24 protein-coding genes and 1 tRNA gene are annotated in these 21852 nt (G+C 61.3%); 7 read left to right on the top strand and 18 right to left on the bottom strand.

Annotation, left to right across the window (positions count from 1 at the left end):
• Positions 1–2 precede the first annotated feature (2 nt).
• Both V3H56_RS07075 and V3H56_RS07070 read right to left on the bottom strand, forming a co-directional pair.
• The gene (locus V3H56_RS07075; RefSeq protein WP_047739235.1) at positions 3–713 is read right to left on the bottom strand and encodes a methyltransferase domain-containing protein; all 711 of its coding nucleotides are present in this window, start codon (positions 711–713) and stop codon (positions 3–5) included.
• A gap of 3 nt (positions 714–716) precedes the next feature.
• Entirely contained in the window at positions 717–1685 is a 969-nt protein-coding gene (locus V3H56_RS07070) for a glycosyltransferase family 2 protein (protein WP_047739236.1), read from the bottom strand.
• Between the two features lie 338 nt (positions 1686–2023).
• On the opposite strand from V3H56_RS07070, the gene V3H56_RS07065 reads away from it, so the two are divergent.
• Positions 2024–2215, top strand: a complete 192-nt coding sequence (locus tag V3H56_RS07065; RefSeq protein WP_042729651.1) for a DUF1508 domain-containing protein — start codon at positions 2024–2026, stop codon at positions 2213–2215.
• A 42-nt stretch (positions 2216–2257) separates the two neighbouring features.
• Here the strand turns inward: V3H56_RS07065 and V3H56_RS07060 are convergent, their stop codons facing one another.
• From V3H56_RS07060 to dapA, 8 genes are all read right to left on the bottom strand, one after another.
• Entirely contained in the window at positions 2258–3892 is a 1635-nt protein-coding gene (locus V3H56_RS07060; RefSeq protein WP_338474386.1) for a methyl-accepting chemotaxis protein, read from the bottom strand.
• A 401-nt stretch (positions 3893–4293) separates the two neighbouring features.
• The gene (locus tag V3H56_RS07055; protein ID WP_338474385.1) at positions 4294–4578 is read right to left on the bottom strand and encodes a type II toxin-antitoxin system RelE/ParE family toxin; all 285 of its coding nucleotides are present in this window, start codon (positions 4576–4578) and stop codon (positions 4294–4296) included.
• 10 nt (positions 4579–4588) lie between these two features.
• Positions 4589–4822 carry a type II toxin-antitoxin system Phd/YefM family antitoxin gene (locus tag V3H56_RS07050; RefSeq protein WP_221178971.1) on the bottom strand — a complete coding sequence of 78 codons (234 nt, stop codon included), beginning with the start codon at positions 4820–4822 and terminating at the stop codon, positions 4589–4591.
• A gap of 213 nt (positions 4823–5035) precedes the next feature.
• Positions 5036–5125: transfer RNA gene (locus tag V3H56_RS07045), tRNA-Ser, on the bottom strand.
• Between the two features lie 83 nt (positions 5126–5208).
• A complete protein-coding gene (gene purC / locus V3H56_RS07040) occupies positions 5209–5922 on the bottom strand; it encodes a phosphoribosylaminoimidazolesuccinocarboxamide synthase (RefSeq protein ID WP_016963914.1) in 714 nt (237 codons plus the stop codon).
• 26 nt (positions 5923–5948) lie between these two features.
• Complete coding sequence (locus V3H56_RS07035; RefSeq protein ID WP_042731975.1) at positions 5949–6707, bottom strand: MBL fold metallo-hydrolase; 759 nt, start codon at positions 6705–6707, stop codon at positions 5949–5951.
• Positions 6708–6711: 4 nt separating this feature from the next.
• On the bottom strand, positions 6712–7827 hold the full coding sequence (gene bamC, locus V3H56_RS07030; protein WP_042731974.1) for an outer membrane protein assembly factor BamC: 1116 nt from the start codon (positions 7825–7827) through the stop codon (positions 6712–6714).
• 17 nt (positions 7828–7844) lie between these two features.
• Complete coding sequence (gene dapA, locus V3H56_RS07025) at positions 7845–8723, bottom strand: 4-hydroxy-tetrahydrodipicolinate synthase (protein ID WP_042731973.1); 879 nt, start codon at positions 8721–8723, stop codon at positions 7845–7847.
• Positions 8724–9040: 317 nt separating this feature from the next.
• Between dapA and V3H56_RS07020 the strand changes: the two genes are divergently transcribed.
• Together V3H56_RS07020 and V3H56_RS07015 are read left to right on the top strand one after the other, a co-directional pair.
• Positions 9041–9601: a glycine cleavage system protein R gene (locus tag V3H56_RS07020; protein ID WP_003184325.1), complete on the top strand. Its 561-nt coding sequence runs from the start codon at positions 9041–9043 to the stop codon at positions 9599–9601.
• Positions 9602–9611: 10 nt separating this feature from the next.
• Complete coding sequence (locus V3H56_RS07015) at positions 9612–10085, top strand: peroxiredoxin (RefSeq protein ID WP_042731972.1); 474 nt, start codon at positions 9612–9614, stop codon at positions 10083–10085.
• A gap of 138 nt (positions 10086–10223) precedes the next feature.
• Here V3H56_RS07015 and V3H56_RS07010 read toward each other — a convergent pair whose 3' ends face one another.
• Complete coding sequence (locus tag V3H56_RS07010) at positions 10224–11294, bottom strand: AI-2E family transporter (RefSeq protein WP_042731971.1); 1071 nt, start codon at positions 11292–11294, stop codon at positions 10224–10226.
• Between the two features lie 30 nt (positions 11295–11324).
• Positions 11325–11564 carry a sulfurtransferase TusA family protein gene (locus tag V3H56_RS07005; protein ID WP_025212368.1) on the bottom strand — a complete coding sequence of 80 codons (240 nt, stop codon included), beginning with the start codon at positions 11562–11564 and terminating at the stop codon, positions 11325–11327.
• 98 nt (positions 11565–11662) lie between these two features.
• Here V3H56_RS07005 and V3H56_RS07000 point away from each other — a divergent pair, with 98 nt between their 5' ends.
• On the top strand, positions 11663–13096 hold the full coding sequence (locus V3H56_RS07000; RefSeq protein WP_047739241.1) for a M48 family metalloprotease: 1434 nt from the start codon (positions 11663–11665) through the stop codon (positions 13094–13096).
• Positions 13097–13235: 139 nt separating this feature from the next.
• On the opposite strand, the gene V3H56_RS06995 is transcribed toward V3H56_RS07000, so the two are convergent.
• The 4 genes from V3H56_RS06995 to rpoE all read right to left on the bottom strand — a co-directional run bounded on the left by V3H56_RS06995 (position 13236) and on the right by rpoE (position 17059).
• Positions 13236–14666 carry a DegQ family serine endoprotease gene (locus V3H56_RS06995; protein WP_042732346.1) on the bottom strand — a complete coding sequence of 477 codons (1431 nt, stop codon included), beginning with the start codon at positions 14664–14666 and terminating at the stop codon, positions 13236–13238.
• 231 nt (positions 14667–14897) lie between these two features.
• Positions 14898–15845 (bottom strand): MucB/RseB C-terminal domain-containing protein, encoded by a 948-nt coding sequence (locus V3H56_RS06990; RefSeq protein ID WP_042732347.1) that lies wholly within the window; start codon positions 15843–15845, stop codon positions 14898–14900.
• A gap of 13 nt (positions 15846–15858) precedes the next feature.
• Positions 15859–16446, bottom strand: a complete 588-nt coding sequence (locus V3H56_RS06985; RefSeq protein WP_042732348.1) for an RseA family anti-sigma factor — start codon at positions 16444–16446, stop codon at positions 15859–15861.
• A gap of 31 nt (positions 16447–16477) precedes the next feature.
• Entirely contained in the window at positions 16478–17059 is a 582-nt protein-coding gene (gene rpoE / locus V3H56_RS06980) for an RNA polymerase sigma factor RpoE (RefSeq protein WP_003172477.1), read from the bottom strand.
• Positions 17060–17618: 559 nt separating this feature from the next.
• Here rpoE and nadB point away from each other — a divergent pair.
• Positions 17619–19235, top strand: a complete 1617-nt coding sequence (gene nadB, locus V3H56_RS06975; RefSeq protein WP_212803487.1) for an L-aspartate oxidase — start codon at positions 17619–17621, stop codon at positions 19233–19235.
• On the opposite strand, the gene V3H56_RS06970 is transcribed toward nadB, so the two are convergent.
• Both V3H56_RS06970 and V3H56_RS06965 read right to left on the bottom strand, forming a co-directional pair.
• Complete coding sequence (locus tag V3H56_RS06970; protein ID WP_212803486.1) at positions 19204–19656, bottom strand: protein YgfX; 453 nt, start codon at positions 19654–19656, stop codon at positions 19204–19206. The genes nadB and V3H56_RS06970 overlap by 32 nt on opposite strands.
• Positions 19640–19894 carry a succinate dehydrogenase assembly factor 2 gene (locus V3H56_RS06965; protein ID WP_042732111.1) on the bottom strand — a complete coding sequence of 85 codons (255 nt, stop codon included), beginning with the start codon at positions 19892–19894 and terminating at the stop codon, positions 19640–19642. The genes V3H56_RS06970 and V3H56_RS06965 overlap by 17 nt, the downstream gene beginning before the upstream one ends.
• Positions 19895–20043: 149 nt before the next feature.
• On the opposite strand from V3H56_RS06965, the gene V3H56_RS06960 reads away from it, so the two are divergent.
• Together V3H56_RS06960 and V3H56_RS06955 are read left to right on the top strand one after the other, a co-directional pair.
• Positions 20044–20985 carry a folate-binding protein YgfZ gene (locus V3H56_RS06960; protein ID WP_042732112.1) on the top strand — a complete coding sequence of 314 codons (942 nt, stop codon included), beginning with the start codon at positions 20044–20046 and terminating at the stop codon, positions 20983–20985.
• A gap of 35 nt (positions 20986–21020) precedes the next feature.
• Entirely contained in the window at positions 21021–21842 is an 822-nt protein-coding gene (locus tag V3H56_RS06955) for an HDOD domain-containing protein (protein WP_042732113.1), read from the top strand.
• Positions 21843–21852 lie beyond the last annotated feature (10 nt).

The following is a 21852-nucleotide window of genomic DNA, read 5'->3' as shown; positions in this document are numbered from 1 at the left end:
GGTCACGGCTTCTGCGCCAGGCAGAACACCGTCAGGCCGGCGAGACGATTGGCGCCCATGAACGGGCGCTCCAGGCTGCACAGGGCCTTCAACACACCGTTGACCCACGGATGATGCCGCGCCAGCTGGGACTTGGGCGCCTCGCTGGACGTGCTGCGCTGCACCAGCCGCAGGCCGGCGGCAATGGGGAACACCAGACCGAAATAATAGGCGCCTTGCTGCACCTGCAACCCGGCCTGCGCCACGACGCCCTCCAATTGCCCGAGGGTATAGCGGCGCTTGTGTTCGAGGAAATCGTCGTGGCCGCTCCAGAGAAACTGGAACGCCGGCACGGTGATCAGGAAACGGCTGCCGGACGGCACCTTGTCGACATAGCCCTTGAGCAACCCGACGTCGTCGTCCACATGCTCCAGCACATCCATCAGCAACACCAGGTCGGCGTCCAGCGTGTCGATGGCGCGTCGATAATGAACCGGTTTGCCGGCGGTGGTGGCATCGGAATCGTCCGGGTAACTGATGTCCACGCACCACGCCTGGGCCGTGTCGGTATGGGTCAGCAGATGGTGGGAAAAAAACCCCGACCCGGCGCCCACATCCAGCAACGTACGGGCCGAAATGCCCTTGAGCAGGTGGCGCATGGCGAGCGCCTTGGAACGGTAATACCAGTGCTGCCCGATATCGGGCCCCAGGATATCGGTTTCCTTGAGATCCACGGTTCAGTCCTTAGGGTCATAGATGCGTCGCACCAGGAACACCGGTCGACGCTTGGATTCGATGTAGGTGCGGCCCAGGTACTCCCCCAGCACGCCGATGCCGATCAATTGCAACCCACCGAGGAACGTGACCGCCACCATCAGCGAGGCATAACCTGGCAAGTCGATGCCGGAAATCAGGGTGCGCAGGATGATGAACACCGCAAAGGCGAAAGACACCAGCGAGACGCACAGCCCCAGGTAGGTCCAGATGCGCAGCGGTTCAGTGCTGAAGCTGGTGATGCCTTCGAGGGCGAAGTTCCACAGGCGCCAGCCGTTGAACTTGCTCTGGCCGGCGGCACGCTCGGGCCTGACGTAATCGACGTAGGTGGTGCGGAACCCGACCCAGGCAAACAGCCCTTTCATAAAGCGCCGGGACTCGGGCAACGTCTGCAAGGCATCGACCACGCACCTATCCATCAAGCGGAAATCACCGACGTTTTCCGGCAGCTTGTGGTCGGCGATTTTATTGTGCAGGCGGTAGAAGCTGTTGGCGGAAACCTGCTTGGCCCAGGAGTCGGAGTCGCGGTTGACCCGGTGCCCCAGCACCACCTCGGCACCGTTGCGCCAGTGCGTGATCATTTCGAGAATGACCTCGGGAGGGTCTTGCAGATCGACGTCGATCGGCACCACCGCCTGGCCGCGCGCGGCTTGCAGGCCAGCGCTCAATGCCGCCTCCTTGCCGAAGTTGCGACTCAGGTCGACAACGCGGATACGCGGGTCGGTCTTCTGCCGTTCCAGCAGCAGCACCAGGGTGTCGTCCACGCTGCCGTCATTGACGAACACCAGCTCCAGGTCCACCAGCGATTCATGGACAAAGACCTGGTCGATCCTGGTGATGAACAAGTCAATGGACTGGACTTCGTTGTAAACCGGTATGACAAGCGAAAGCGCTAGACGTCCTTGCAGATCCGTTCCTGGATATTCAGTCACTTGATGGCTCTTTTTCTTATAGTGTTTTCGGACCTGTCGGACAGCCCCACCTCAGGTTACCGGCCCCCAGGCCCTCATTGGAGGAGGCCCGTGTCGAACCGTATTAAGCAGGACCGGTCAGGGCAACGCAAGGATGAAACCGGAACTTGCCACAGACTCGTCGGCCGCAACATGACTTGTTTTCCACTCATGGTCGAGCCGTTTGCCAGAGCCTGCGCCCGGACATACCCGATAACCAATGGAAACGATTTTCACGTAGCCAAATCCGGCCGCTTGGCTAGGCTGTGAGCCACATGTGCACCACATGTCTTGACTGAATCATCGCAGGGAGCGAATCGATGTATTTTGAAATCTACCGGCAAACCCGCGGCACCCTTTGCACCGGAAAAGGCCAATGGCGCTGGCGCTTGAGGGCCGGCAACCATGAAACGATCGCCAGCGGCGAATCCTATGTGAACAAGGCCGACTGCATGCATGCCATCGGGCTGATCAAGAACGTCCAGGGCGAGACACCCGTAAAGGAGATCTGACCGTTGGAGGGCTCCAGGACGCACGATCCCGGGGCCACGGCCTCAAACGCGGAAACGCCCCGTCAATTGCGCCAGGTTCTTCGACAGGGTGGAAAGCTGCTGGCTGGCCTGCATGCTCTGGGCGGAATTCTGCGCCGCTTCGTTGGACAAATCACGGAGATCGGAAATATTGCGGGCGATTTCCTCGGTGACACTGCTCTGCTCCTCGCAGGCGTTGGCGATTTGCGCAGCCATGTCGTTGATCCGCTGGATCGAGCCGCTGGTACCGCTGAGCACCTGATCGACCCCGGCGGCCTGCGCGACACTGTCGCGGGCCTTGCCGCTGCCTACCTGCATGGCCTGGACGGCCTTGGCGACGCCCGATTGCAGGCGTTCGATGCGAACCTGGATGTCCTTGGTCGAATCCTGGGTGCGCGCCGCCAGGGCCCTGACTTCGTCCGCCACGACAGCGAAACCGCGGCCCTGCTCGCCGGCCCGAGCGGCCTCAATGGCTGCGTTCAGCGCAAGCAGGTTGGTCTGCTCGGCAATCCCGCGGATGACCTCCAGCACGGCGCCGATGCTGGAAGTTTCCTGGGCCAAGGCCTCGATGGTAGACGACGCACTTTCCACTTCCTGGGCGAGTTGCCGAATCGAGTCGATGGTGCTGTTGACCACCTCGGTGCCCTCACGGGACTGGCTGCTGGCCTGCTGTGCGGCGTCGGACGCGCTCACCGCATTGTGGGCCACCTCGTGTACGGCGGCGCTCATCTGGGTCGCGGCGGTGCTGACCTGGTCGAGGGCGGCATGTTCACTGCTGATCAGTTGATCATTGGTCGCCGCCATCTTCGCCATGGCGCGTGCCGCTGAATCGACCTCACCGGACACCCGGCCCACCTCGGCAATCAGCGGTTGCAGCTTGTCGAGGAAACGGTTGAAAGCACTGCCGAGCTGGCCCAGCTCATCCGCCGAGCCCACCTCGAGGCGCCCCTTCAGATCGCCGCCGCCCTCGGCAATCTGCTCGACGCGGTGCAGCAAGCGCCGCATCGGACGCAACACCACCAAGGGCAAGACCGCAATCAACACCATGCAGCCGAGCAATCCAATCAACAGAATGCCGCCCTGCTGCACTCCCACCGCTTCACCATGATCAATTGCCGCCTGCCCCTCGCGTTGCGACGCGGCATCCTCCAGCTCACCGAGCTTGTCGATGGCATCGCGCATGGTATCGAACTTACTTTCACCCTCGCCGAAACTCAGGGCGCTGGCCGCCTGTGGATTGCTTGCCGCCTGCTCGACCACCTGCCGTGACAGTTGCGACCACTGGGCAAAGCGGTCATTGAACTGACTGACCAGTGCCATCGCATCGGCCCCCGGCTGCATCGCGGCGTATTTCTGCACGCGATCATAAGCCTGCTTCAGGTTGTCCCGATGACTGGCCCGCAACGCCTCCAGATGCTCCCCCGCATTGCCCCCCAGCAGGCTGCGTTCGGCGACAAACGCCTGGTAAAGGTCTCGATCGGCGTTGAGCAGCAGGCTGATCGCCGGCAGATAACGGTTGGTCAATTGCGTGCTCGACTCCGTCACCTGGCCAATGCCCCGCATCCCCGACCACCCCATCAACACCAGCAACAACGCCAGGAAAGCAATGGGCAGGGTGATTTTCCAGCGAAAGCCCAGATCGGCGAAGAACCGTGGCATGAGGTCACTCCTTTTTAGGGTATGTCTTACCTATCGGCAGGCAAGCCTTCTGCTAGAGAGACATTAGCGCAATTGTCACAGGATGGTGACATGCGCAGAGGGTTACGCCGGGAATTGGCGTGGCGAGGGCGCTTGCCCCCCGCTGGGCTGTGAAGCGGTACCTTTAGTATTCGACCTTGAAGGGTCGCGGCGGCATGCGGCGATGGGTATTCAGCAGGTGATCGATCTGGGCGAACTGCTGGCAAATCGGGTAGCGGGTAGCGTTGATCAGCGCTAGCCCCAAGTCCGTGGCGTTGTGACGAGATCACCGCCTGAAAATCAAACGCCAGAAACCAAAAAGCCCCTGAAATGTTCATTTCCAGGGGCTTGGTGCTATCAATTATGTCAAAACAAGAGCTTGGTCAGACTCGACGGTTGGCGACTTCATAAACTTCATCGTCGCGTCTTGCGCCTACACACAGGACCAAAATAATTTCGGTGCCGTTGATGCGATAGACGATGCGTACATTACCCGTCCGAATTCGGCGATAACCGGCAAGCGCTCCACGAAGGGCCTTACCGATCTTCTCGGGCTCTCCTTCTGAAATACGCTCGCGTATCACCTTCAGGATTTGTTTCGCCTTGGCATTGCCCAGCTGTTTCAAGTCATGTTCAACATCGGGGTGAAATCGGACGCTCCATTTCATTAGCTGCTGCCTACTTGAAGCAAGCCTCCATACTCTCAAGGCTTACCGTGTTCTGTTCGTCCAAGGTTGCCAGACGCTCGATGGCCAGGCGCTCGGCACGCAGATCCTCAAGCTCATCCTGCAGGGCTTGATAGGCATCTACGCCTACCAACACAGCAGCCGGCTCGTTGTCTTTGAAAATCACCAGGTGGGTGACCTCCCCACTGGTGACTTCCTTCAATTTCGCACTGAAACCGCGAACCATCGCGGTAGCGGAGACTGCCTGCTCAGCTCGGTCTAGAAGTGCACTCATGCGCTAGTTGCCTCAATTCATTTGTTAACGTCGCTGCTTAGGCGCGCACCCTGAGTATACGTAAAGTAATTCGCAAAACAATGCGCACTAGAATCACTCAAACCCGAAAAACGAAAAAGCCCCTGAAATGTTCAACCATTTCAGGGGCTTAATCGTATTCAATAATGGCGGAGAGATAGGGATTTGAACCCTAGGTACTGTCGCCAGTACAACGGATTTCGAATCCGTCCCGTTCGGCCACTCCGGCATCTCTCCAGTGGCGCGCATCATACCAGCACATTCGCCGGAAGCGAACCCCCGAGCGAAATTTTTTCCGTGCTATCAGATGCTTGCGTCGTTTACAGCGGCACACCCAGGCGTTGGGCGACTTCTTCGTAGGCTTCGATGACATCACCGAGGCCTTGGCGGAAGCGGTCCTTGTCCATTTTCTTCTTGGTGGCCTTGTCCCAGAGGCGGCAGCCGTCCGGGCTGAATTCGTCACCCAGGACGATGGAGCCGTCGCTGAATACGCCGAACTCGAGCTTGAAGTCCACCAGCAGCAGGCCGGCGTCGTCGAACAGCTTGCTCAGCACCTCGTTGACCTTGAGGGACAGTTCCTTCATGCGCGCCAGTTGCTCGGCGGTGCCCCAGCCGAATGCCACGACGTGGGATTCGTTGATGAACGGGTCGCCCTTGGCGTCGTCCTTCAGGAACAATTCGAAGGTGTAGGGGTTGAGCTTCATGCCCTCTTCCACGCCCAGGCGCTTGACCAGGCTGCCGGCGGCGTAGTTACGCACGACGCACTCGACCGGGATCATGTCCAGCTTCTTGACCAGGCATTCATTGTCGCCCAGCAGCTTGTCGAACTGGGTCGGCACGCCGGCGGCTTCGAGCTTCTGCATGATGAAGGCGTTGAACTTGTTGTTCACCATGCCCTTGCGGTCCAGCTGTTCGATGCGCTTGCCGTCGAACGCCGAGGTGTCGTTGCGAAACAGCAGGATCAAACGGTCGGCGTCGTCGGTCTTGTAAACCGACTTGGCTTTGCCGCGGTAGAGTTCTTCACGTTTTTCCATGATGGCTCCGCTTGCTAAGTAGTGGGCTAGGCGATATGTCGCCAGTCGAGCCCTGAATCTTGATCGGCCAGTTGCAGCCAGTCCGGGTCGCACCCAAGGGTGTCGACAAAACATTGCCGGGCCAGCTGCGGCAGGTTGTTCTTGCTGCTCAGATGGGCCAGGACCAGGTGTTGCAGGCCTTGCCAGCCCAACTCGGCCACCAGGAACGCGGCCTGGTGGTTGTTCAAATGTCCGTGTTCCCCGCCGACCCGCTGCTTGAGGAAATACGGGTAGTACCCGCGCGCCAACATGTCACGACAGTGGTTGGACTCGATCATCAAGGCATCGAGGTCGCGGTAACTGTCCATCACCCTGTCGCAATACGAACCCAGGTCGGTCAACAAGCCGAAGCGCCGCTCGCCGTCACTGAACACATATTGCGTCGGCTCACGGGCATCATGGGCCACGCTGACCACACTGATGTCCAGGCAGCCGATGCGCAATTGCTCGCCACCGGCCACGAACCCCGCCGGTTCGATGGGCTTGCGCAGGCCGCCGAGAGTCCCACGGCTCAGGTACACCGGCAGATTGTAGCGCCGAGACAGCAAACCCACGCCATGCACGTGGTCGGCATGTTCGTGGGTCACGAGTATCGCGCTCAGTTGCGCCGGATGCACACCCAGGCGCAACAGGCGCTTCTCGGTTTCCCGCAGGGAGAAACCACAATCGACCAGCACATACGTACCGGCGCTGGCGACCAGCGTGCCGTTCCCTTGGCTACCGCTGCCGAGAACGGCAAAACGCATCGGATCAGCCCAGGTTGTCCTGAATCACGCTCAACACTTTACGAGCCACTTCGGCCGGCGCCACGGTGTTGATGTTCTTCTCGACGGTCACCTGGACGCTGTCACCCACCTTGCTCAGGCGAACCTGATAGCGCTCGGCACGGGCTTCAACTTCTTCCTTGTCCGGCTTGCTGCCGAACAGGCCACTGAAGAAGCCCGGCTTCTCGTCTTTCTTCTCGGCTTTTTCGGCGAGGTTGATGTAGTACAGGCCCAGGCTGCGGTTGATATCTTCAACTCGCCATTCGCCCTGCTCCAATGCACGGCCAACACTCGACCAGGCACGGTCCAGGTCGGAGCCGACGTTGAGCACCGGGTTGCCGCTGCCGTCTTCGCTCAGGCTGACGCGGCTTGGCGTGTCGTAGTCGCGGGTGGCGAGCATCGAAACCGAACCACCCTGCTCGGCGGTACGGCTCATGCTGGCCAGCATGTCATCGACCAGTGCTGCGTCGAGGCCGGTGTTGACCGAACGGTTGGTGAAGGCCACGTCGGCGGTGCTGCCGGCAGGACGCTCGGCGCTGACGACATAGATTTCACTGGTGTTGCGCTGCACGCCAGGCTCGATGCGCACCCGCACGCGGGTTTCGGCGTCGGATGCGACACCGGCGGCGCTCAGGCGCTTGCCCATGGCCGCGGACAGTTCATCGGCGCGCTGCCAGGTGGTGGTGAATTCGCCGGTCTGCGGGCGTTGTTCATCCAGGCGGAAACCGTTGTCCTGGAAGAACTGGATTGCCACGGGCCAGACTTCAGCCGGTGGATGCTGGCCCATGACCCAGCTGGAATCGCCACTTTTCTGCAAGGTGTAGTCGCTGGCCTCGGCCACGGCCGACAGCGGCTGCGGGCGTGGGACGACGTATTCGCCCTTGGCGGTGTCGTCGGCAACGTTGCGCGGGATCGGCAGCAGCGGATCCAGGCGCTTGGCGACGTTGACGTCTTGCGGCAATTGCATCGGTGCAGTCTGTTGCGCCTGCAGGTAATCGCTACCACGGTCGCGGAAGTAACCTTCCGGCCCCCAGATCCATCCGCAGCCGCTGGTGCTGGAGATAATCAAGGCAAGTGCGGAAAGTCCGGCCATTCGCTTCATGCGTTGTACTTCCTCAATTAAACCAGGACGCCGGACTGGCGCATGGCCTGCCGCAGCGGTTCATGACAGGTGTTGCTCAGCCAGGTCAGTGGCAGGCGGATACCCTCGTGCATCAGGCCCATTTCGACCAAGGCCCATTTCACCGGAATCGGGTTGGCCTCGATGAACAGGTCCTTGTGCAGTGGCATCAGTTTTTCGTTGATGGCCCGGGCGGTCTCGGCGTCGCCCTTGAGCGCGGCCTCGCACAGGTCGGCCATTTCGCGCGGAGCGACGTTGGCAGTCACGGAGATGTTGCCCTTGCCACCCAGCAGGATCAGCTCGACGGCGGTCGGGTCGTCACCGGACAGCACGAGGAAATCCTCGCTCACGCCATCGAGAATCGCCTTGGCGCGCTTCATGTCGCCCGTGGCTTCCTTGATGCCGATGATGTTCGGCACGGTGGACAGGCGGATCACCGTCTCGGCCTGCATGTCGCAGGAGGTGCGGCCGGGAACGTTATAGAGGATCTGCGGGATGTCGACGGCTTCGGCAATGTGCTTGAAGTGCTGGTACAGGCCTTCCTGGGTCGGCTTGTTGTAGTACGGGACAACCAGCAGGCAGGCATCGGCGCCGGCTTCCTTGGCATTGCGGGTCAGTTCGACGGCTTCGCGGGTGGAGTTGGCGCCGGTGCCGGCGATGACCGGGATGCGGCCATTGACCTGCTTGACCACGGCCCGGATGACTTCAATGTGTTCGTTGACGTCGAGGGTGGCCGACTCGCCGGTGGTGCCGACGGCGACAATGGCATGGGTGCCGTTTTCAAGGTGGAAGTCCACGAGTTTGCTGAGGCTGGCCCAGTCAAGATGCCCTTGTGCATCCATGGGTGTGACCAGTGCCACCATACTGCCCGCAATCATGAAACCGCTCCTGCCGGAAAAAGAGAGCGGTAATGGTACTGGCGCCAAGATGCTTGTACAAGCGAACTACCATTCCCCTTGGCGATGGTTTTCGCTACCCTTCAGGCTTTGATCGGTACCGATAAGCTCGTACGCCGGTTTCCAGCCTCCGTTTTCGTCGCCACAAGCCCCGATCCTGCGTTTGTCCCGGTCCGTTGCTGCCATCGCGGAACACGGCGCAACCCCGGACACTGGGCCTGGGCCGTGCGCTTTTCCGGGGCCTGGCGCCGTACCGGGCTGTAAAAAGTACCGACCGCTCATCGCTTTAGGAATGCTGCATGTCCACCCCCACAGTCCGCGAACAATTCCTTGTTATCAGTGCCCTTGGCGCCAACCCCATGGAGCTGACTAACGTCCTGTGCCGCGCCAGCCATGAAAATCGCTGCGCCGTCGTGACCTCACGCCTGACCCGTCACGGCGAATGCAGTGCGCTCGTGCTGGAAATTTCCGGCAGCTGGGACGCCCTCGCTCGCCTGGAAGGCAGCCTCCCCGTGTTGGCGAAGAAGCACGCCTTCACCGTCAACGTGGTGCGCAGCGCCGCGTTGGAGAACCGTCCCCAGGCTCTGCCCTACGTGGCCTACGTGAGCTCGGCCTACCGCCCGGACATCATCAACGAGCTGTGCCAATTCTTCATGGACCACCACGTCGAGCTGGAAAACCTGACCTGCGACACCTACCAGGCACCCCAGACCGGCGGCACCATGCTCAATGCCACGTTCACCGTGACCCTGCCGGCCGGCACCCAGATCAGTTGGCTGCGCGATCAGTTCCTGGACTTCGCCGACGCGATGAACCTGGATGCGCTGATCGAACCGTGGCGTCCACAAAACCCAATGTAAGGAAGCGTTCATGGCCGTTGCCGTCGACCAACCGGTTACCGATTTCCAGGCGCCCGCCACCAGCGGGCAGACCATCAGCCTCGCGGCCCTGAAAGGCAAGCAGGTGGTGATCTACTTCTACCCGAAGGACAGCACGCCAGGCTGCACCACCGAAGGCCAGGGGTTCCGTGACCTGTACCCGCAGTTCCAGGCCGCCAACACCGAGGTGTTCGGCGTCTCCCGGGACAGCCTCAAGTCCCACGAGAACTTCAAGTGCAAACAGGAATTCCCGTTCGAGCTGATCAGCGACAAGGACGAAGCCGTTTGCCAGCTGTTCGATGTGATCAAACTGAAAAAGCTCTATGGCAAGGAATACCTGGGCGTGGATCGCAGCACCTTCCTGATCGACAAGGACGGTGTACTGCGCCAGGAGTGGCGTGGTGTGAAAGTGCCGGGGCATGTGGATGCGGTGCTGGCGGCGGCCCAGGCGCTCGACAAGGCCTGAAATTCTCACTGCCCTGTACTGGCGCCATCGCGAGCAAGCTCGCTCCCACTATGGATTGGTGGTGTTAATCAATCCCTGTGGGAGCGAGCTTGCTCGCGATGGCGCCATCAACCTCACCGACTCATTCAGATGTGACCGCTACAACAACGGCGCCACCACCGGCTCCTTGCTCGGCCACGCATCCAGCACGGCCTTGAACAGCGTCGCCAGGGGAATGGCGAAGAACACGCCCCAGAACCCCCACAACCCGCCGAACAGCAGCACCGCGCAGATGATCGCCACCGGGTGCAGGTTCACCGCCTCGGAAAACAGCAGCGGCACCAACACGTTGCCATCCAGGGTCTGGATGATCCCGTAGACCGCCATCAGGTAAATGAACTGATCGCTCCAGCCCCACTGGAACAGCGCAATCAGCGCCACCGGCACGGTGACGACGACGGTGCCCACGTACGGCACCACCACGGAAACCCCCACCAGCAAGGCCAACAGCGCCGCGTAGTTGAGCCCCAGGGCCACGAAGCCGATGTAGGTCACGCCGCCGCAGATGAAAATCTCGATGACTTTGCCGCGAATGTAATTGGCGATCTGGCGGTTCATTTCCTGGGCCACCCGAGTGATCAGCGTGCGCTCGCGAGGCAGGTAGCCCCGGACCCAGCGCCCGATCATTTCCCGGTCCTTGAGAAAGAAGAACACCAGGATCGGCACCAGCACCAGGTAAATCATGATGTTGACCAGCAGCGGCAGGCTGGACAGTGAAAACGTCAGCGCCCACTGACCGAACTTGCCAATCTGCCCGCGCACCACCTCGATGGTCTGCAGTACCTGCTCGTCGGACACCAGGTGCGGATAACGCTCGGGCAGCAGCAACAGCAGCGACTGCCATTTGGCGAGCATCCCCGGCAACTCGTTGAACAGCGTCACCAACTGGTGCCAGAGCAGCGGCACGATCACCACGATGAACAGCACCAGCAAGCCCATGAACAGGGCGAACACCAAGCCGACGGCCACGGCGCCCGGCAAACGCAGGCGCTCCAGGGTGGTGACCAGGCCCTGCATCAGGTACGCCAGCACCATCCCCGCCAGCACCGGTGCCAGCATGCCGCCCAGGGTGAGCACGGCGGTGAAGGCCAGGAACAGCAGGACAGCCAGGACCACCGCCTCCTCATCGGAGAAGTAGCGTTGAATCCAGTCGCGTAACACCTTGAACATTAAAAATCCTTAAGAAGCGTCATCGATTGCTCAGGCCTTTTTCAGCCAGTAACGGTAAACGCCGTTATCGTCTTCTTCACGCAGCAGCGTATGACCGGCCAACCGGGCGAAGGTGCGGAAATCACGCTGGGAGCCCGCATCCGTGGCGGTCACCTTGAGCACCGCGCCACTGGCCAGCCGATTGAGTTCCAGCTTGGCCTTGAGCAACGGCAACGGGCAGTTCAGGCCGCTGGCGTCCAGTTCGGCATCGTGGGCTACAGCATCGGTCATCGGTTCACTCCGCGGCAGGTCGTTGAGCCGCCTAGAATATCTGGTCCCGGGCCCGGTGTCCGGCTACAGTAAGGTCTTTGTCGACTAAGGCTTCGTGCATGACATTTCTGCGCCCCACCCTGCTGACGCTCGCTTGCCTGCTTGCCTCACCGGGCTTCGCCGACGACCTGCCGTCACTTGGCGACGCCAGTTCTGCCATCGTCTCGCCGGAACAGGAACACCAGCTGGGTCGCGCCTGGCTGGCCCTGTTGCGCAGCCAGGTGTCCCAGCTCAACGATCCACAGCTCAAGGATTATGTTGAAACCAGCGTCTACAAGCTGGTGGAAACCAGCCAGGTCAATGACCGGCGCCTGGAGTTCATCCTGATCAACAGCCCGCAACTCAACGCCTTCGCCGCGCCGGGCGGGATCGTAGGGGTCAACGGCGGCCTGTTCCTCAACGCCCAGACCGAAGGCGAATACGCCTCGGTCATGGCGCACGAACTGGCGCACTTGTCGCAACGCCACTTCGCCCGCGGCGTCGAAGCCCAGCAGCGCATGCAAGTGCCGATGATGGCGGCGCTGTTGACCGGCATCGTGATCGCCGCCGCCGGTGGCGGTGACGCCGGCATCGCCGCCATCGCCGGGACCCAGGCAGCCGCCATCCAGGAACAGCGGCGCTTCTCCCGCCAGAATGAACAGGAGGCCGACCGTATCGGCATCCTGAACCTGGAGAAGGCCGGCTACGATCCGCGCTCCATGCCGACCATGTTCGAGCGCCTGATGCGCCAGTACCGCTTCGACGCCCGGCCTCCGGAGTTCCTGCTGACTCACCCAGTGACCGAATCCCGGATCGCCGACACCCGTAACCGCGCCGAACAGGCCAAGCCGGGCGGCATCGAGGACAGCGTGCGTTATCAACTGATTCGCGCACGCGTCCAGTTGATCTACGAAGAAACCCCGGGCCTGGGCGCCAAGCGCTTCCGGGCGCAGCTGGATGAGAACCCGAAGAACGACGTGGCGCGCTATGGCCTGGCGATCGCGCAGATCAAGGGCGGCCAATTGAACGAGGCCCGGGAAAACCTCAAGCCGCTACTGGCCAAATCACCCAACGAAATCATCTACAACCTGGCCCAGGTTGACCTGGACATCACCAGCAACAAGCTGGCCGACGCACAATCGCGCGTCGACCGGATGCTGACGCAATACCCAGGCAACTACCCCCTCAACCAGGTACGGGTCGACCTGCTGCTCAAGCAAAACCGCCCCGCCGACGCCGAGAAGGCCCTGGAAACGCTGCTCAAGTCCCGCCCGGACGACCCGGACGTTTGGTACATGGTGGCCGAGACTCGCGGCTTGTCGGGCAACATCATTGGCTTGCATCAGGCGCGTGCCGAGTACTTCGCGCTGGTTGGCGACTACCGCCAGGCCATCCAGCAACTGGACTTCGCCAAACGTCGCGCCGGCACCAACTTCCCGCTGTCGTCACGCATCGACGCCCGGCAACGGGAGCTCATGGAACAGGAACGCATGGTCAAGGACATGATGGGGTAAGGCTGCGACGCCAGGTTTACGGCCCAGCACAGCTCCCACAGGGTCATGGGCTCGTCACCCATCTGCGTGGCAGGCAGTATTTACCACGCATAAAAAACCGCCTCTCTTGAGGCGGTTTTTTCATTGCGGCGCTAACCGGTCATTCGGCCAGCTTGAAGGTGATGAAACTCGCACGTCCCTGACGCAGGACCCGCATCGACACCGAGCGATTCTTCGGCAGTGCCTTGGCGATATCGGTGAACTCCTTGGCCGAACCGATGGCCTGGTTGTTCAGGTGAGTGATGATGTCGCCTGGTTGCAAGCCGATCAGGGCCGCAGGACCGTCCTGCACTTCCTTGATCACCACGCCGCCCTGAAGCTCCAGGGTGCGCTTCTGCTCTTCGGTAAGCTCGGCCACTGCCACGCCCAGTCGATTGCTGCTGCGCTCGACACCGGATTTGGTCTGCGAATCCAGCTCCTTGCCTTCCTCGGGAATGGCCCCGACGGTCAGTTCGACATTCTTGCGCTTGCCTTCGCGGATCACTTCCAGATTGGCCTTGGCACCGGCCTTGAGGGCGCCCACCAGGTGCGGCAGGTCGGCGGACATGATGATCGGCTGGCCGTTCATGCTCAGGATCACGTCACCCACTTGCAGGCCGCCCTTGGCCGCCGGCCCCCCTTCCTGGATCTGCGCCACCAGCGCACCGGCTGGTTTTTCCAGCCCGAACGACTCGGCCAGGTCCTTGTTCACTTCCTGGATGACGACGCCCAGCCAGCCACGGCTGACCTTGCCTTCGCTTTTCAGCTGGCTCGACACGTCCATGGCCACGTCGATCGGGATGGCGAAGGACACGCCCATGAAGCCGCCCGACCGGGTGTAGATCTGCGAGTTGATACCCACCACTTCACCGGCAAGGTTGAACAGCGGGCCACCGGAGTTACCCGGATTGATCGGCACGTCGGTCTGGATGAAGGGCACGTAGTTCTCGTTCGGCAAGCTGCGCCCGATGGCGCTGACAATGCCTTGGGTCACGGTGTGGTCGAAACCGAACGGTGAACCGATGGCCACGACCCACTGGCCGGCCTTCAGGTCCTGGGATTTACCCAGTTTGAGCACGGGCAGGTCCTTGCCGTCGATTTTCAGCAAGGCCACGTCGGAGCGTGGGTCGGTGCCGATCAGCTTGGCCTTGAGTTCACTGCGATCAGCCAGGCGCACCAGGATCTCATCGGCGTCGGCGATCACGTGGTTGTTGGTCAGAATGTAGCCATCAGGCGAAATGATGAAGCCGGAACCCAGGGATTGCGCCTCACGCTGGCGACCGCCACCCGGCGACCGCGGTTGCGGCGGCATCCCGCGCTCGAAGAACTCGCGCAGCATCGGCGGCAGGCCTTCGAGGTCCGGCATCTGCTGGTCCGATACCCGACGATCCGGCAACTTCTGGGTCGTACTGATGTTCACCACTGCGGGCGACGCCTGCTCGACCAACTGCGTGAAGTCAGGCAACTCGGCTGCCACGGCAGGGACAGCCTGGCCGAGCACAAGCACGGTGGCAAAGATGGAGAGATAGGTTTTCAAGCGTGGTATCGACATACGGCTCCCGTTACGACGAGCATGGTTAAGCGATATGGAGCAAGCAATACCAGGGAAAGATACGCCGGTATTTTTGTTCCGCAAACAGACAAGGCCAGGGCCGAGCGGCTCTGACCTAATAGAAAAAAAACCGTGTTTTTGCAAATGAAAATGCTGACAGGAAGTTTCGGCATTTCGATCAGACCCCGGCGCCATCAGCCTTTCGCGCATTCAGGCCACCCAGCCAATACGCTACTGGGTCGCCGTGACATCGGAACGCATGGACAGCGCGATCCGCTCCGCCGTCCCGATGGGAATCTCGCCAACCACCGTGACCATCATTTCGCCCTGGGGCGTGGTGAGTCGACGGGAGACGGCGGCCGTCGGGCCGAGCTGAGTGCGGGTATCGGTGGCGTTGGCGCCATTCAATGGCTCAAGGAACACCGAGAAGCGCGCCAAGCCATCGTCGTACATCAGGCTGTTGACCAGGACCTTGGTGTCCGGGTCCTTGCGCGCGGTACTGCTGGCCAACTCGAAGCCCGGCGGCAGCCAGTCCGAGTGCCAGGAGGCTTTCACCGCAGCGGCCTTGTCCGGGTCCTGTGCAACCACCTTACAATCAGCCGAGGCCTGCAAATCGGCCTCCGCCGGCGCGGCAACATTCATGCGCGTGAACTGGAACCGTTCGAGCAGTTGCCCCTTGTCATTGAGCAACAAGGACTTGAGCGGCAACCCCGTCTCTTTGTCCAGGTGAAGTTCGAAGCCGTAGCGATGCTGGTCCTTGGGCGTCAACGCAACGATGACCGCCGGACGCCCAGCCACACGCGACTTGCCAATGACGGCAAGGTCATACCAATTCTTGAGTTTTTGCGGATCGAGCGCCCTTGCAGTGCCGTCTGGCGTATTGCCCAACCCCGCGATCAGGGAGCCGCTGACGCATTGAGTCCGTCCATCAATGCGCACGACTTCCTGTGCCGAGCCGTCGAGCTGGAGTAGCCGCTCGCGGACCTTGCCATCCTGGACACGATGCCAGATGTTGTGGGTAGAGAAACTACCGTTGCGCTCGTAAACGAAAGTGCCCTGGAAGCTTTGTTGCTGCTCGGCCTGGCCCAGGCGGTTCAACCAGTCCTGAGCCTCATCGGCATAGGCTGGAACCGTACACCAGCCTCCCAGCAACAGCGCGAATAAAGGTATGGCGCGCAATGGTCGTCCTTAATTAACGGTTTTCCATACTGGCTGCACGGGCATAGGGCAGCGCGCTTTCAGTACCCTTCAAGGCAGCTTGCTGGGCATGCTGACGCAGGTAGTTAGGCAGACGCTGGTCATGCCAGCCAGGTTGGCCTTGCAGCACACCGTTGGTCATCGGACCTGCAGCTTCCGAACCTTCGCTGTAGCCGGCCAGCACTGCCGGGCCCTTGACCTGTGGAGCGGCGAGGCCAGGCTGGGTGGACTGCTGCGCCATTTGCACGCCGGCAATCTCATCCTGGTTGTACAGGCGCACACCGGCCAGTACGGCTACGGTGACCGAAGCGGCAACGGCCAGGCGACCCAGGCTGCGCCATGGTCCGCGGGAGGCTTTTGCCGGTACGGCTTCGTCAGCCAATGCAGAAGAAACGGCCGCAGCGATGTCCAGGCGCGGAAGCAGCAGGTCCTTGTGCATTACAGCCCGAGCGATCTGGTAACGAGCCCAGGTCTCACGGGTTTCAACATCGTCAAAGGCATTCAATACCCGACGCAATTCCAGTTCGTCCGCTTCGTTATCCATCACTGCGGACAGCGATTCCTGCAGGGCTTCACGACTCATGGCGTTCCTCTCTTGGCTATCGCCGCTGTCTTTAGTTTTCCTGCAACAACGGTTGCAGGGCTTTATCGATGGCCTCCCGAGCGCGGAAGATCCGGGAGCGCACGGTACCCACCGGACATTGCATGACGCTCGCAATGTCCTCATAACTCAGACCGTCGAACTCGCGTAAAGTTAAAGCCGTACGCAAATCTTCGGGCAGTTGCTGGATGGTTCGGTGGACAGTGCCCTCGATCTCATCCCGCAGCAATGCGCGTTCCGGGGATTCGAGGTCCTTGAGGCCGTGATCGCCATCGTAGAACTCTGCATCTTCAGAACTTACATCGCTATCCGGCGGCCGGCGGCCGCGTGAAACCAGATAGTTTTTCGCCGTGTTGATGGCGATGCGGTAAAGCCACGTGTAGAACGCGCTGTCGCCGCGAAAATTACCAAGTGCACGGTAGGCCTTGATGAAGGCCTCCTGAGCAACATCCTGCGCTTCATGGGTGTCGTGCACGAACCGCACGATCAACCCGAGAATTTTGTGCTGGTATTTCAGCACTAGCAGATCGAAAGCTCGCTTGTCGCCGCGTTGTACGCGCTCAACCAGCTGCTGATCCTCTTCCTGGGTTAGCATGAACACTCCTCGATAAGCTCGAAGGAGGCTTGCATTACTAATTGTCCGGGCTTGCAAACATAGACTCGGGCTTTTCGCAAAAGTTCTCCCCCTTTCAAGCAAGTTTCCGGCGCACTCTGATCTAGGCACGCACGAAAAACGCAGCACGAGATTCCCCGGCTGCGCGAATAATCTATCGCCGGGCCTGTCGGCAAGGACTTCAATCGAAATCCTGCACACCCAACGCTGCTCCCTTTTGCAGACAACCGTCTATTGAACGTAGGCGCCTGGCAAAAGTTCCCTCTATTTTATAGCGCTGTGAAGTGGACATTGGCCAACCGTGACGGGATAAACCACGCTCTGTCCTCGAAACGGCCGCCTTGTTGCCCACCCATGCGAAACCGCGATCCGACGAAGCGTGCCGCTGTTCCACCACACTGGTACCACATTGCCATGATTCGCCCGGCTATTGTGCCGGTCCCCCCCTCTATATACTAGTGGGCTGCGTGGCTGCGTGACCCGATGAAACGGTGTCCTGCGCCAACCCCGACCCGGGTCGCCTTGAGCGGAAACCATTCGAATGAGCCAACAGTTCCAACATGATGTTCTGGTAATCGGCAGCGGAGCCGCCGGTTTGAGCCTTGCCCTGACCTTGCCGGAGCATTTGCGCATCGCCGTGCTGAGCAAGGGCGACCTGGCCAACGGCTCGACATTCTGGGCCCAGGGCGGCGTCGCGGCCGTCCTGGACGATACCGATACCGTCGAGTCCCATGTCGACGACACCCTCAACGCCGGTGGCGGCCTGTGTCACCCGGACGCGGTGCGCTTTACCGTCGAGCACAGCCGGGAAGCCATCCAGTGGCTGATCGACCAGGGCGTGCCATTTACCCGTGACGAGCACTCCGGCAACGAAGACGGCGGTTTCGAATTTCACCTGACCCGCGAAGGCGGCCACAGCCATCGACGGATCATCCACGCGGCCGATGCCACCGGCGCGGCGATCTTCAAGACATTGCTCGCCCAGGCCCGGCAGCGGCCGAACATCGAGTTGCTGGAGCAGCGCGTCGCGGTCGACCTGATTACCGAAAAGCGCCTGGGCCTGGAGGGTGATCGTTGCCTGGGCGCCTACGTGCTCAATCGCGGCACCGGCGAAGTCGACACCTACGGCGCGCGTTTCGTCATCCTGGCCTCCGGCGGGGCCGCGAAAGTCTACCTTTATACCAGCAACCCCGACGGCGCCTGCGGCGACGGCATCGCCATGGCATGGCGCTCGGGCTGCCGGGTGGCGAACCTGGAATTCAACCAGTTCCACCCCACCTGCCTTTACCACCCGCTGGCCAAGAGTTTCCTGGTGACCGAGGCCCTGCGTGGCGAAGGGGCCCACCTGAAGCTGCCCAACGGTGAACGCTTCATGCAGCGCTTCGACCCGCGTGCCGAACTGGCGCCCCGGGACATCGTCGCCCGGGCCATCGACCATGAAATGAAGCGCCTGGGCATCGATTGCGTCTACCTGGACATCAGCCACAAGCCCGAAGCCTTCATCAAGAGCCATTTCCCGACCGTCTACGAGCGTTGCCTGGAGTTTTCCATCGACATCACCCGGCAACCGATCCCGGTGGTGCCGGCGGCGCACTACACCTGCGGTGGCGTGATGGTCGACCAGCAGGGCCGCACCGACGTGCCGGGCCTGTACGCCATCGGCGAAACCAGCTTCACCGGCCTGCACGGCGCCAACCGCATGGCCAGCAACTCGCTGCTGGAATGCTTCGTCTACGCCCGCTCGGCGGCGGCAGACATCCTGCAACAGTTGCCACAGATCGCCATCCCCGCCGCCCTGCCCTCGTGGGACGCCAGCCAGGTCACCGATTCGGACGAAGACGTGATCATCGCCCACAACTGGGACGAACTACGGCGTTTCATGTGGGACTACGTGGGGATCGTGCGCACCAACAAGCGCCTGCAACGGGCCCAGCATCGGGTGCGCTTGCTGCTGGATGAAATCGACGAGTTCTACAGCAACTACAAAGTCAGTCGCGACCTGATCGAGCTGCGCAACCTGGCCCAGGTGGCCGAACTGATGATTCGCTCGGCCATGGAGCGCAAGGAAAGCCGAGGGCTGCATTACACCCTCGACTACCCGAACCTGCTGCCCGAGGCACTGGACACTATCCTGGTGCCGCCCACCTACGTCGACTGAACCTGAGCCGCACCCGCAGGCGCCGATGAACATCCGGCGCCATCGCGTCGCGCGGCACGCACAGCGAGCGGACCCGCCACTCGCCCCGCAGGCGAAAACGCAGCACGACGATCATCGGCAACGCCAGGCTGTCGGGGCGCAACTGCACCGCCCGCCAACCGTGAGCCGGGCTCCACAGGTGCCAACCGGCCGCATCGTAACGCAAACCACTGAAGGCCTGTCGATGGGTCAACAAGAGCTGTCGCGGCAGGACCCAGGCGCCATGGGCCAGGCACAGCACCACGCCAAGCGCTGCCAACGGGAAAGGGACAGACAGGAGACACAACGAACCCAGGGCGACAGCCTGGGCCAGCAGGTAGGCCGCCAGCAGTTGCCTGGAGGCCTGCCAGCGGCATTCGAAGCGGTTACTTTGGCTGGACACGGTCCAGAATCATCCGAACCATGCGCTGCAGCTCTGGATCGTCGGATTCGCTACGCTCCATGAACCAGCCGAACATGTCCTGGTCCTCGCATTCGAGCAGGCGGACATAGCACGCGCGGTCCGTTTCATTGAGATGGGGATAGACCTCTTTCACGAACGGCACCAGCAACACGTCCAGCTCAAGCATGCCGCGACGGCTGTGCCAGTAGAGGCGATTCAGTTCAACATCTTCGACCATGGAGCGCTCCTCAAATAGAGCGCAAGTATACAGGCCCCGCCGTGGTGGAACAGACAGCATTGGTCGGCCACGACCGTTCCTTTGTGAACTACCCATTTCAAGGGCGCCCCCTTATGATGTCCACCAGACTTTTTACCCTGCGATGTCCCATGGCTGATTCCGCTTTTTTCTGCACCCTGTCCCACGAAGGCGTTCTCGCGGTCCGCGGCGTGGATGCCGGCAAATTCCTGCAAGGTCAATTGACCTGCAATCTCAACTACCTGAGCGACAGCCGTGCCAGCCTTGGTGCCCGCTGCACCCAGAAAGGCCGTATGCAATCGAGCTTCCGCATCCTGCTCGAAGGCGACGGCGTGCTGATGGCGATGGCCAGCGAGCTGCTCGAGCCACAACTGGCGGACCTGAAAAAATACGCCGTGTTCTCCAAATCCAAACTCACCGACGAAAGCCCGGCCTGGGTTCGCTTCGGCCTGGAAAACGCCGACGACGTGCTCGCCGGCCTGGGCCTCGAACTGCCGGCCGACACCGACAGTGTGGTTCGCCATGAGTCGCTGATCGCCGTGCGGGTTTCCCCCGGCCGTGCTGAACTCTGGGCCCGCGCCGAGCAGGCGCCAGCGCTCAGGAGCCAACTGGCCGCGGCACTCGCCGAGAAAGACCTGAACCCGTGGCTGCTGGGCCAGGTCCGCGCCGGTATCGGTCAGGTGATGCCGGCCACCCGTGAGCTGTTCATCCCGCAGATGCTCAACCTGCAAGCCGTTGGCGGCGTGAGTTTCAAGAAAGGTTGCTACACCGGCCAGGAAATCGTCGCCCGCATGCAGTACCTGGGCAAGCTCAAACGGCGCCTGTATCGCCTGCAACTGGACGCCAGCGAACTGCCGGAACCGGGCACGGCGCTGTTCTCCCCGACCCACGGCAGCTCCATCGGCGAAGTGGTGATGGCTGCGCGAGCCGAGCAAAACATTGAACTGCTGGCGGTGTTGCAGGCCGAAGCAGCGGAAGATGGCAACCTGCACCTGGGCGCCCTGGAAGGCCCAACCCTGCAGTTGCTCGACTTGCCTTACGAGTTGGACCGCGACCGCGAGATCCAGCGCTGATCGCAGCCTTTGTCGCAACACCCTAGAGAACCGAAATGAGCGATTTGGCGGAGAAGGTCCAACGGGATTTGGTGGAGGCCATCGATAACGATGACCTGGTGTTGCCAACATTACCGGAAGTGGCCCTGCAGATTCGCCGGGCCGCTGAAGACCCGGAAATCAGCGTAAGCAACCTGAGCAAAGTGATCGGTCGCGACACGGCGCTTTCGGCTCGCCTGATAAAAGTGGTCAACAGCCCGCTGCTTCGCGCCACCCAGGAAGTCACCGACCTGCACACGGCCATCACCCGGCTTGGCGTCAACTACAGCAGTAACCTGGCCATTGGCCTGGTCATGGAGCAGATTTTCCATGCCCGCTCCGAGGTGGTCGAACAGAAAATGCGCGAAGTCTGGCGCAAAAGCCTGGAGATCGCCGGTGTCAGCTATGCGCTGTGCCGCGGCTACACGCAGCTCAAGCCCGACCAGGCGGCCCTCGGTGGGCTGGTGCACCAGATCGGCGTGCTGCCGATCCTGACGTACGCGCAAGACAACAACGAATTGTTGTCCGACCCCGTCAGCCTCAACCATGTCATCGAGACGATTCATCCGGTGCTGGGGGACAAGTTGCTCAGTGTCTGGGAGTTTCCAGAGAGGCTGGTGAAACTGCCGGGCTTGTACCTGGATTTCACCCGGGATACCCGGCAGGTCGATTATGTCGACCTGGTGCAGGTCGCTGCGCTGTATTGCTACAGAGACACCGACCACCCTCTCGGCAAGATCGATGTGTTTGCGGTGCCGTCCTTCAAGAAGCTGGGCATCGACCTGGACAACAAGGATCGCTGCGCGCACATCGAAGAAGCGCGGTCGATGTTTTACTAGCGAGCCGGGT

The sequence above is a fragment of the Pseudomonas sp. MS646 genome (assembly GCF_036693845.1).
Lineage (GTDB): Bacteria > Pseudomonadota > Gammaproteobacteria > Pseudomonadales > Pseudomonadaceae > Aquipseudomonas > Aquipseudomonas chlororaphis_E.
Note: the sequence above shows the minus strand (reverse complement) of the source record. Positions and strands in the feature narration are given on the sequence as shown.

What these genes read in the sequence shown, in the direction of transcription:
- V3H56_RS07065 (WP_042729651.1), top strand. Translation starts at nt 2,024, where the DNA reads ATGTATTTTGAAATCTACCGGCAAACCCGCGGCACCCTTTGCACCGGA.
- V3H56_RS07020 (WP_003184325.1), top strand. Translation starts at nt 9,041, where the DNA reads ATGTCCACCCCCACAGTCCGCGAACAATTCCTTGTTATCAGTGCCCTT.
- V3H56_RS07015 (WP_042731972.1), top strand. Translation starts at nt 9,612, where the DNA reads ATGGCCGTTGCCGTCGACCAACCGGTTACCGATTTCCAGGCGCCCGCC.
- dapA (WP_042731973.1), bottom strand. Translation starts at nt 8,723, where the DNA reads ATGATTGCGGGCAGTATGGTGGCACTGGTCACACCCATGGATGCACAA.
- V3H56_RS06960 (WP_042732112.1), top strand. Translation starts at nt 20,044, where the DNA reads ATGGCTGATTCCGCTTTTTTCTGCACCCTGTCCCACGAAGGCGTTCTC.
- V3H56_RS06995 (WP_042732346.1), bottom strand. Translation starts at nt 14,666, where the DNA reads ATGTCGATACCACGCTTGAAAACCTATCTCTCCATCTTTGCCACCGTG.
- V3H56_RS06955 (WP_042732113.1), top strand. Translation starts at nt 21,021, where the DNA reads ATGAGCGATTTGGCGGAGAAGGTCCAACGGGATTTGGTGGAGGCCATC.
- V3H56_RS07060 (WP_338474386.1), bottom strand. Translation starts at nt 3,892, where the DNA reads ATGCCACGGTTCTTCGCCGATCTGGGCTTTCGCTGGAAAATCACCCTG.
- V3H56_RS07000 (WP_047739241.1), top strand. Translation starts at nt 11,663, where the DNA reads ATGACATTTCTGCGCCCCACCCTGCTGACGCTCGCTTGCCTGCTTGCC.
- V3H56_RS06985 (WP_042732348.1), bottom strand. Translation starts at nt 16,446, where the DNA reads ATGAGTCGTGAAGCCCTGCAGGAATCGCTGTCCGCAGTGATGGATAAC.
- V3H56_RS07010 (WP_042731971.1), bottom strand. Translation starts at nt 11,294, where the DNA reads ATGTTCAAGGTGTTACGCGACTGGATTCAACGCTACTTCTCCGATGAG.
- purC (WP_016963914.1), bottom strand. Translation starts at nt 5,922, where the DNA reads ATGGAAAAACGTGAAGAACTCTACCGCGGCAAAGCCAAGTCGGTTTAC.
- V3H56_RS07055 (WP_338474385.1), bottom strand. Translation starts at nt 4,578, where the DNA reads ATGAAATGGAGCGTCCGATTTCACCCCGATGTTGAACATGACTTGAAA.
- nadB (WP_212803487.1), top strand. Translation starts at nt 17,619, where the DNA reads ATGAGCCAACAGTTCCAACATGATGTTCTGGTAATCGGCAGCGGAGCC.
- V3H56_RS07050 (WP_221178971.1), bottom strand. Translation starts at nt 4,822, where the DNA reads ATGGTTCGCGGTTTCAGTGCGAAATTGAAGGAAGTCACCAGTGGGGAG.
- V3H56_RS07035 (WP_042731975.1), bottom strand. Translation starts at nt 6,707, where the DNA reads ATGCGTTTTGCCGTTCTCGGCAGCGGTAGCCAAGGGAACGGCACGCTG.
- V3H56_RS06965 (WP_042732111.1), bottom strand. Translation starts at nt 19,894, where the DNA reads ATGGTCGAAGATGTTGAACTGAATCGCCTCTACTGGCACAGCCGTCGC.
- bamC (WP_042731974.1), bottom strand. Translation starts at nt 7,827, where the DNA reads ATGAAGCGAATGGCCGGACTTTCCGCACTTGCCTTGATTATCTCCAGC.
- V3H56_RS07005 (WP_025212368.1), bottom strand. Translation starts at nt 11,564, where the DNA reads ATGACCGATGCTGTAGCCCACGATGCCGAACTGGACGCCAGCGGCCTG.
- rpoE (WP_003172477.1), bottom strand. Translation starts at nt 17,059, where the DNA reads ATGCTAACCCAGGAAGAGGATCAGCAGCTGGTTGAGCGCGTACAACGC.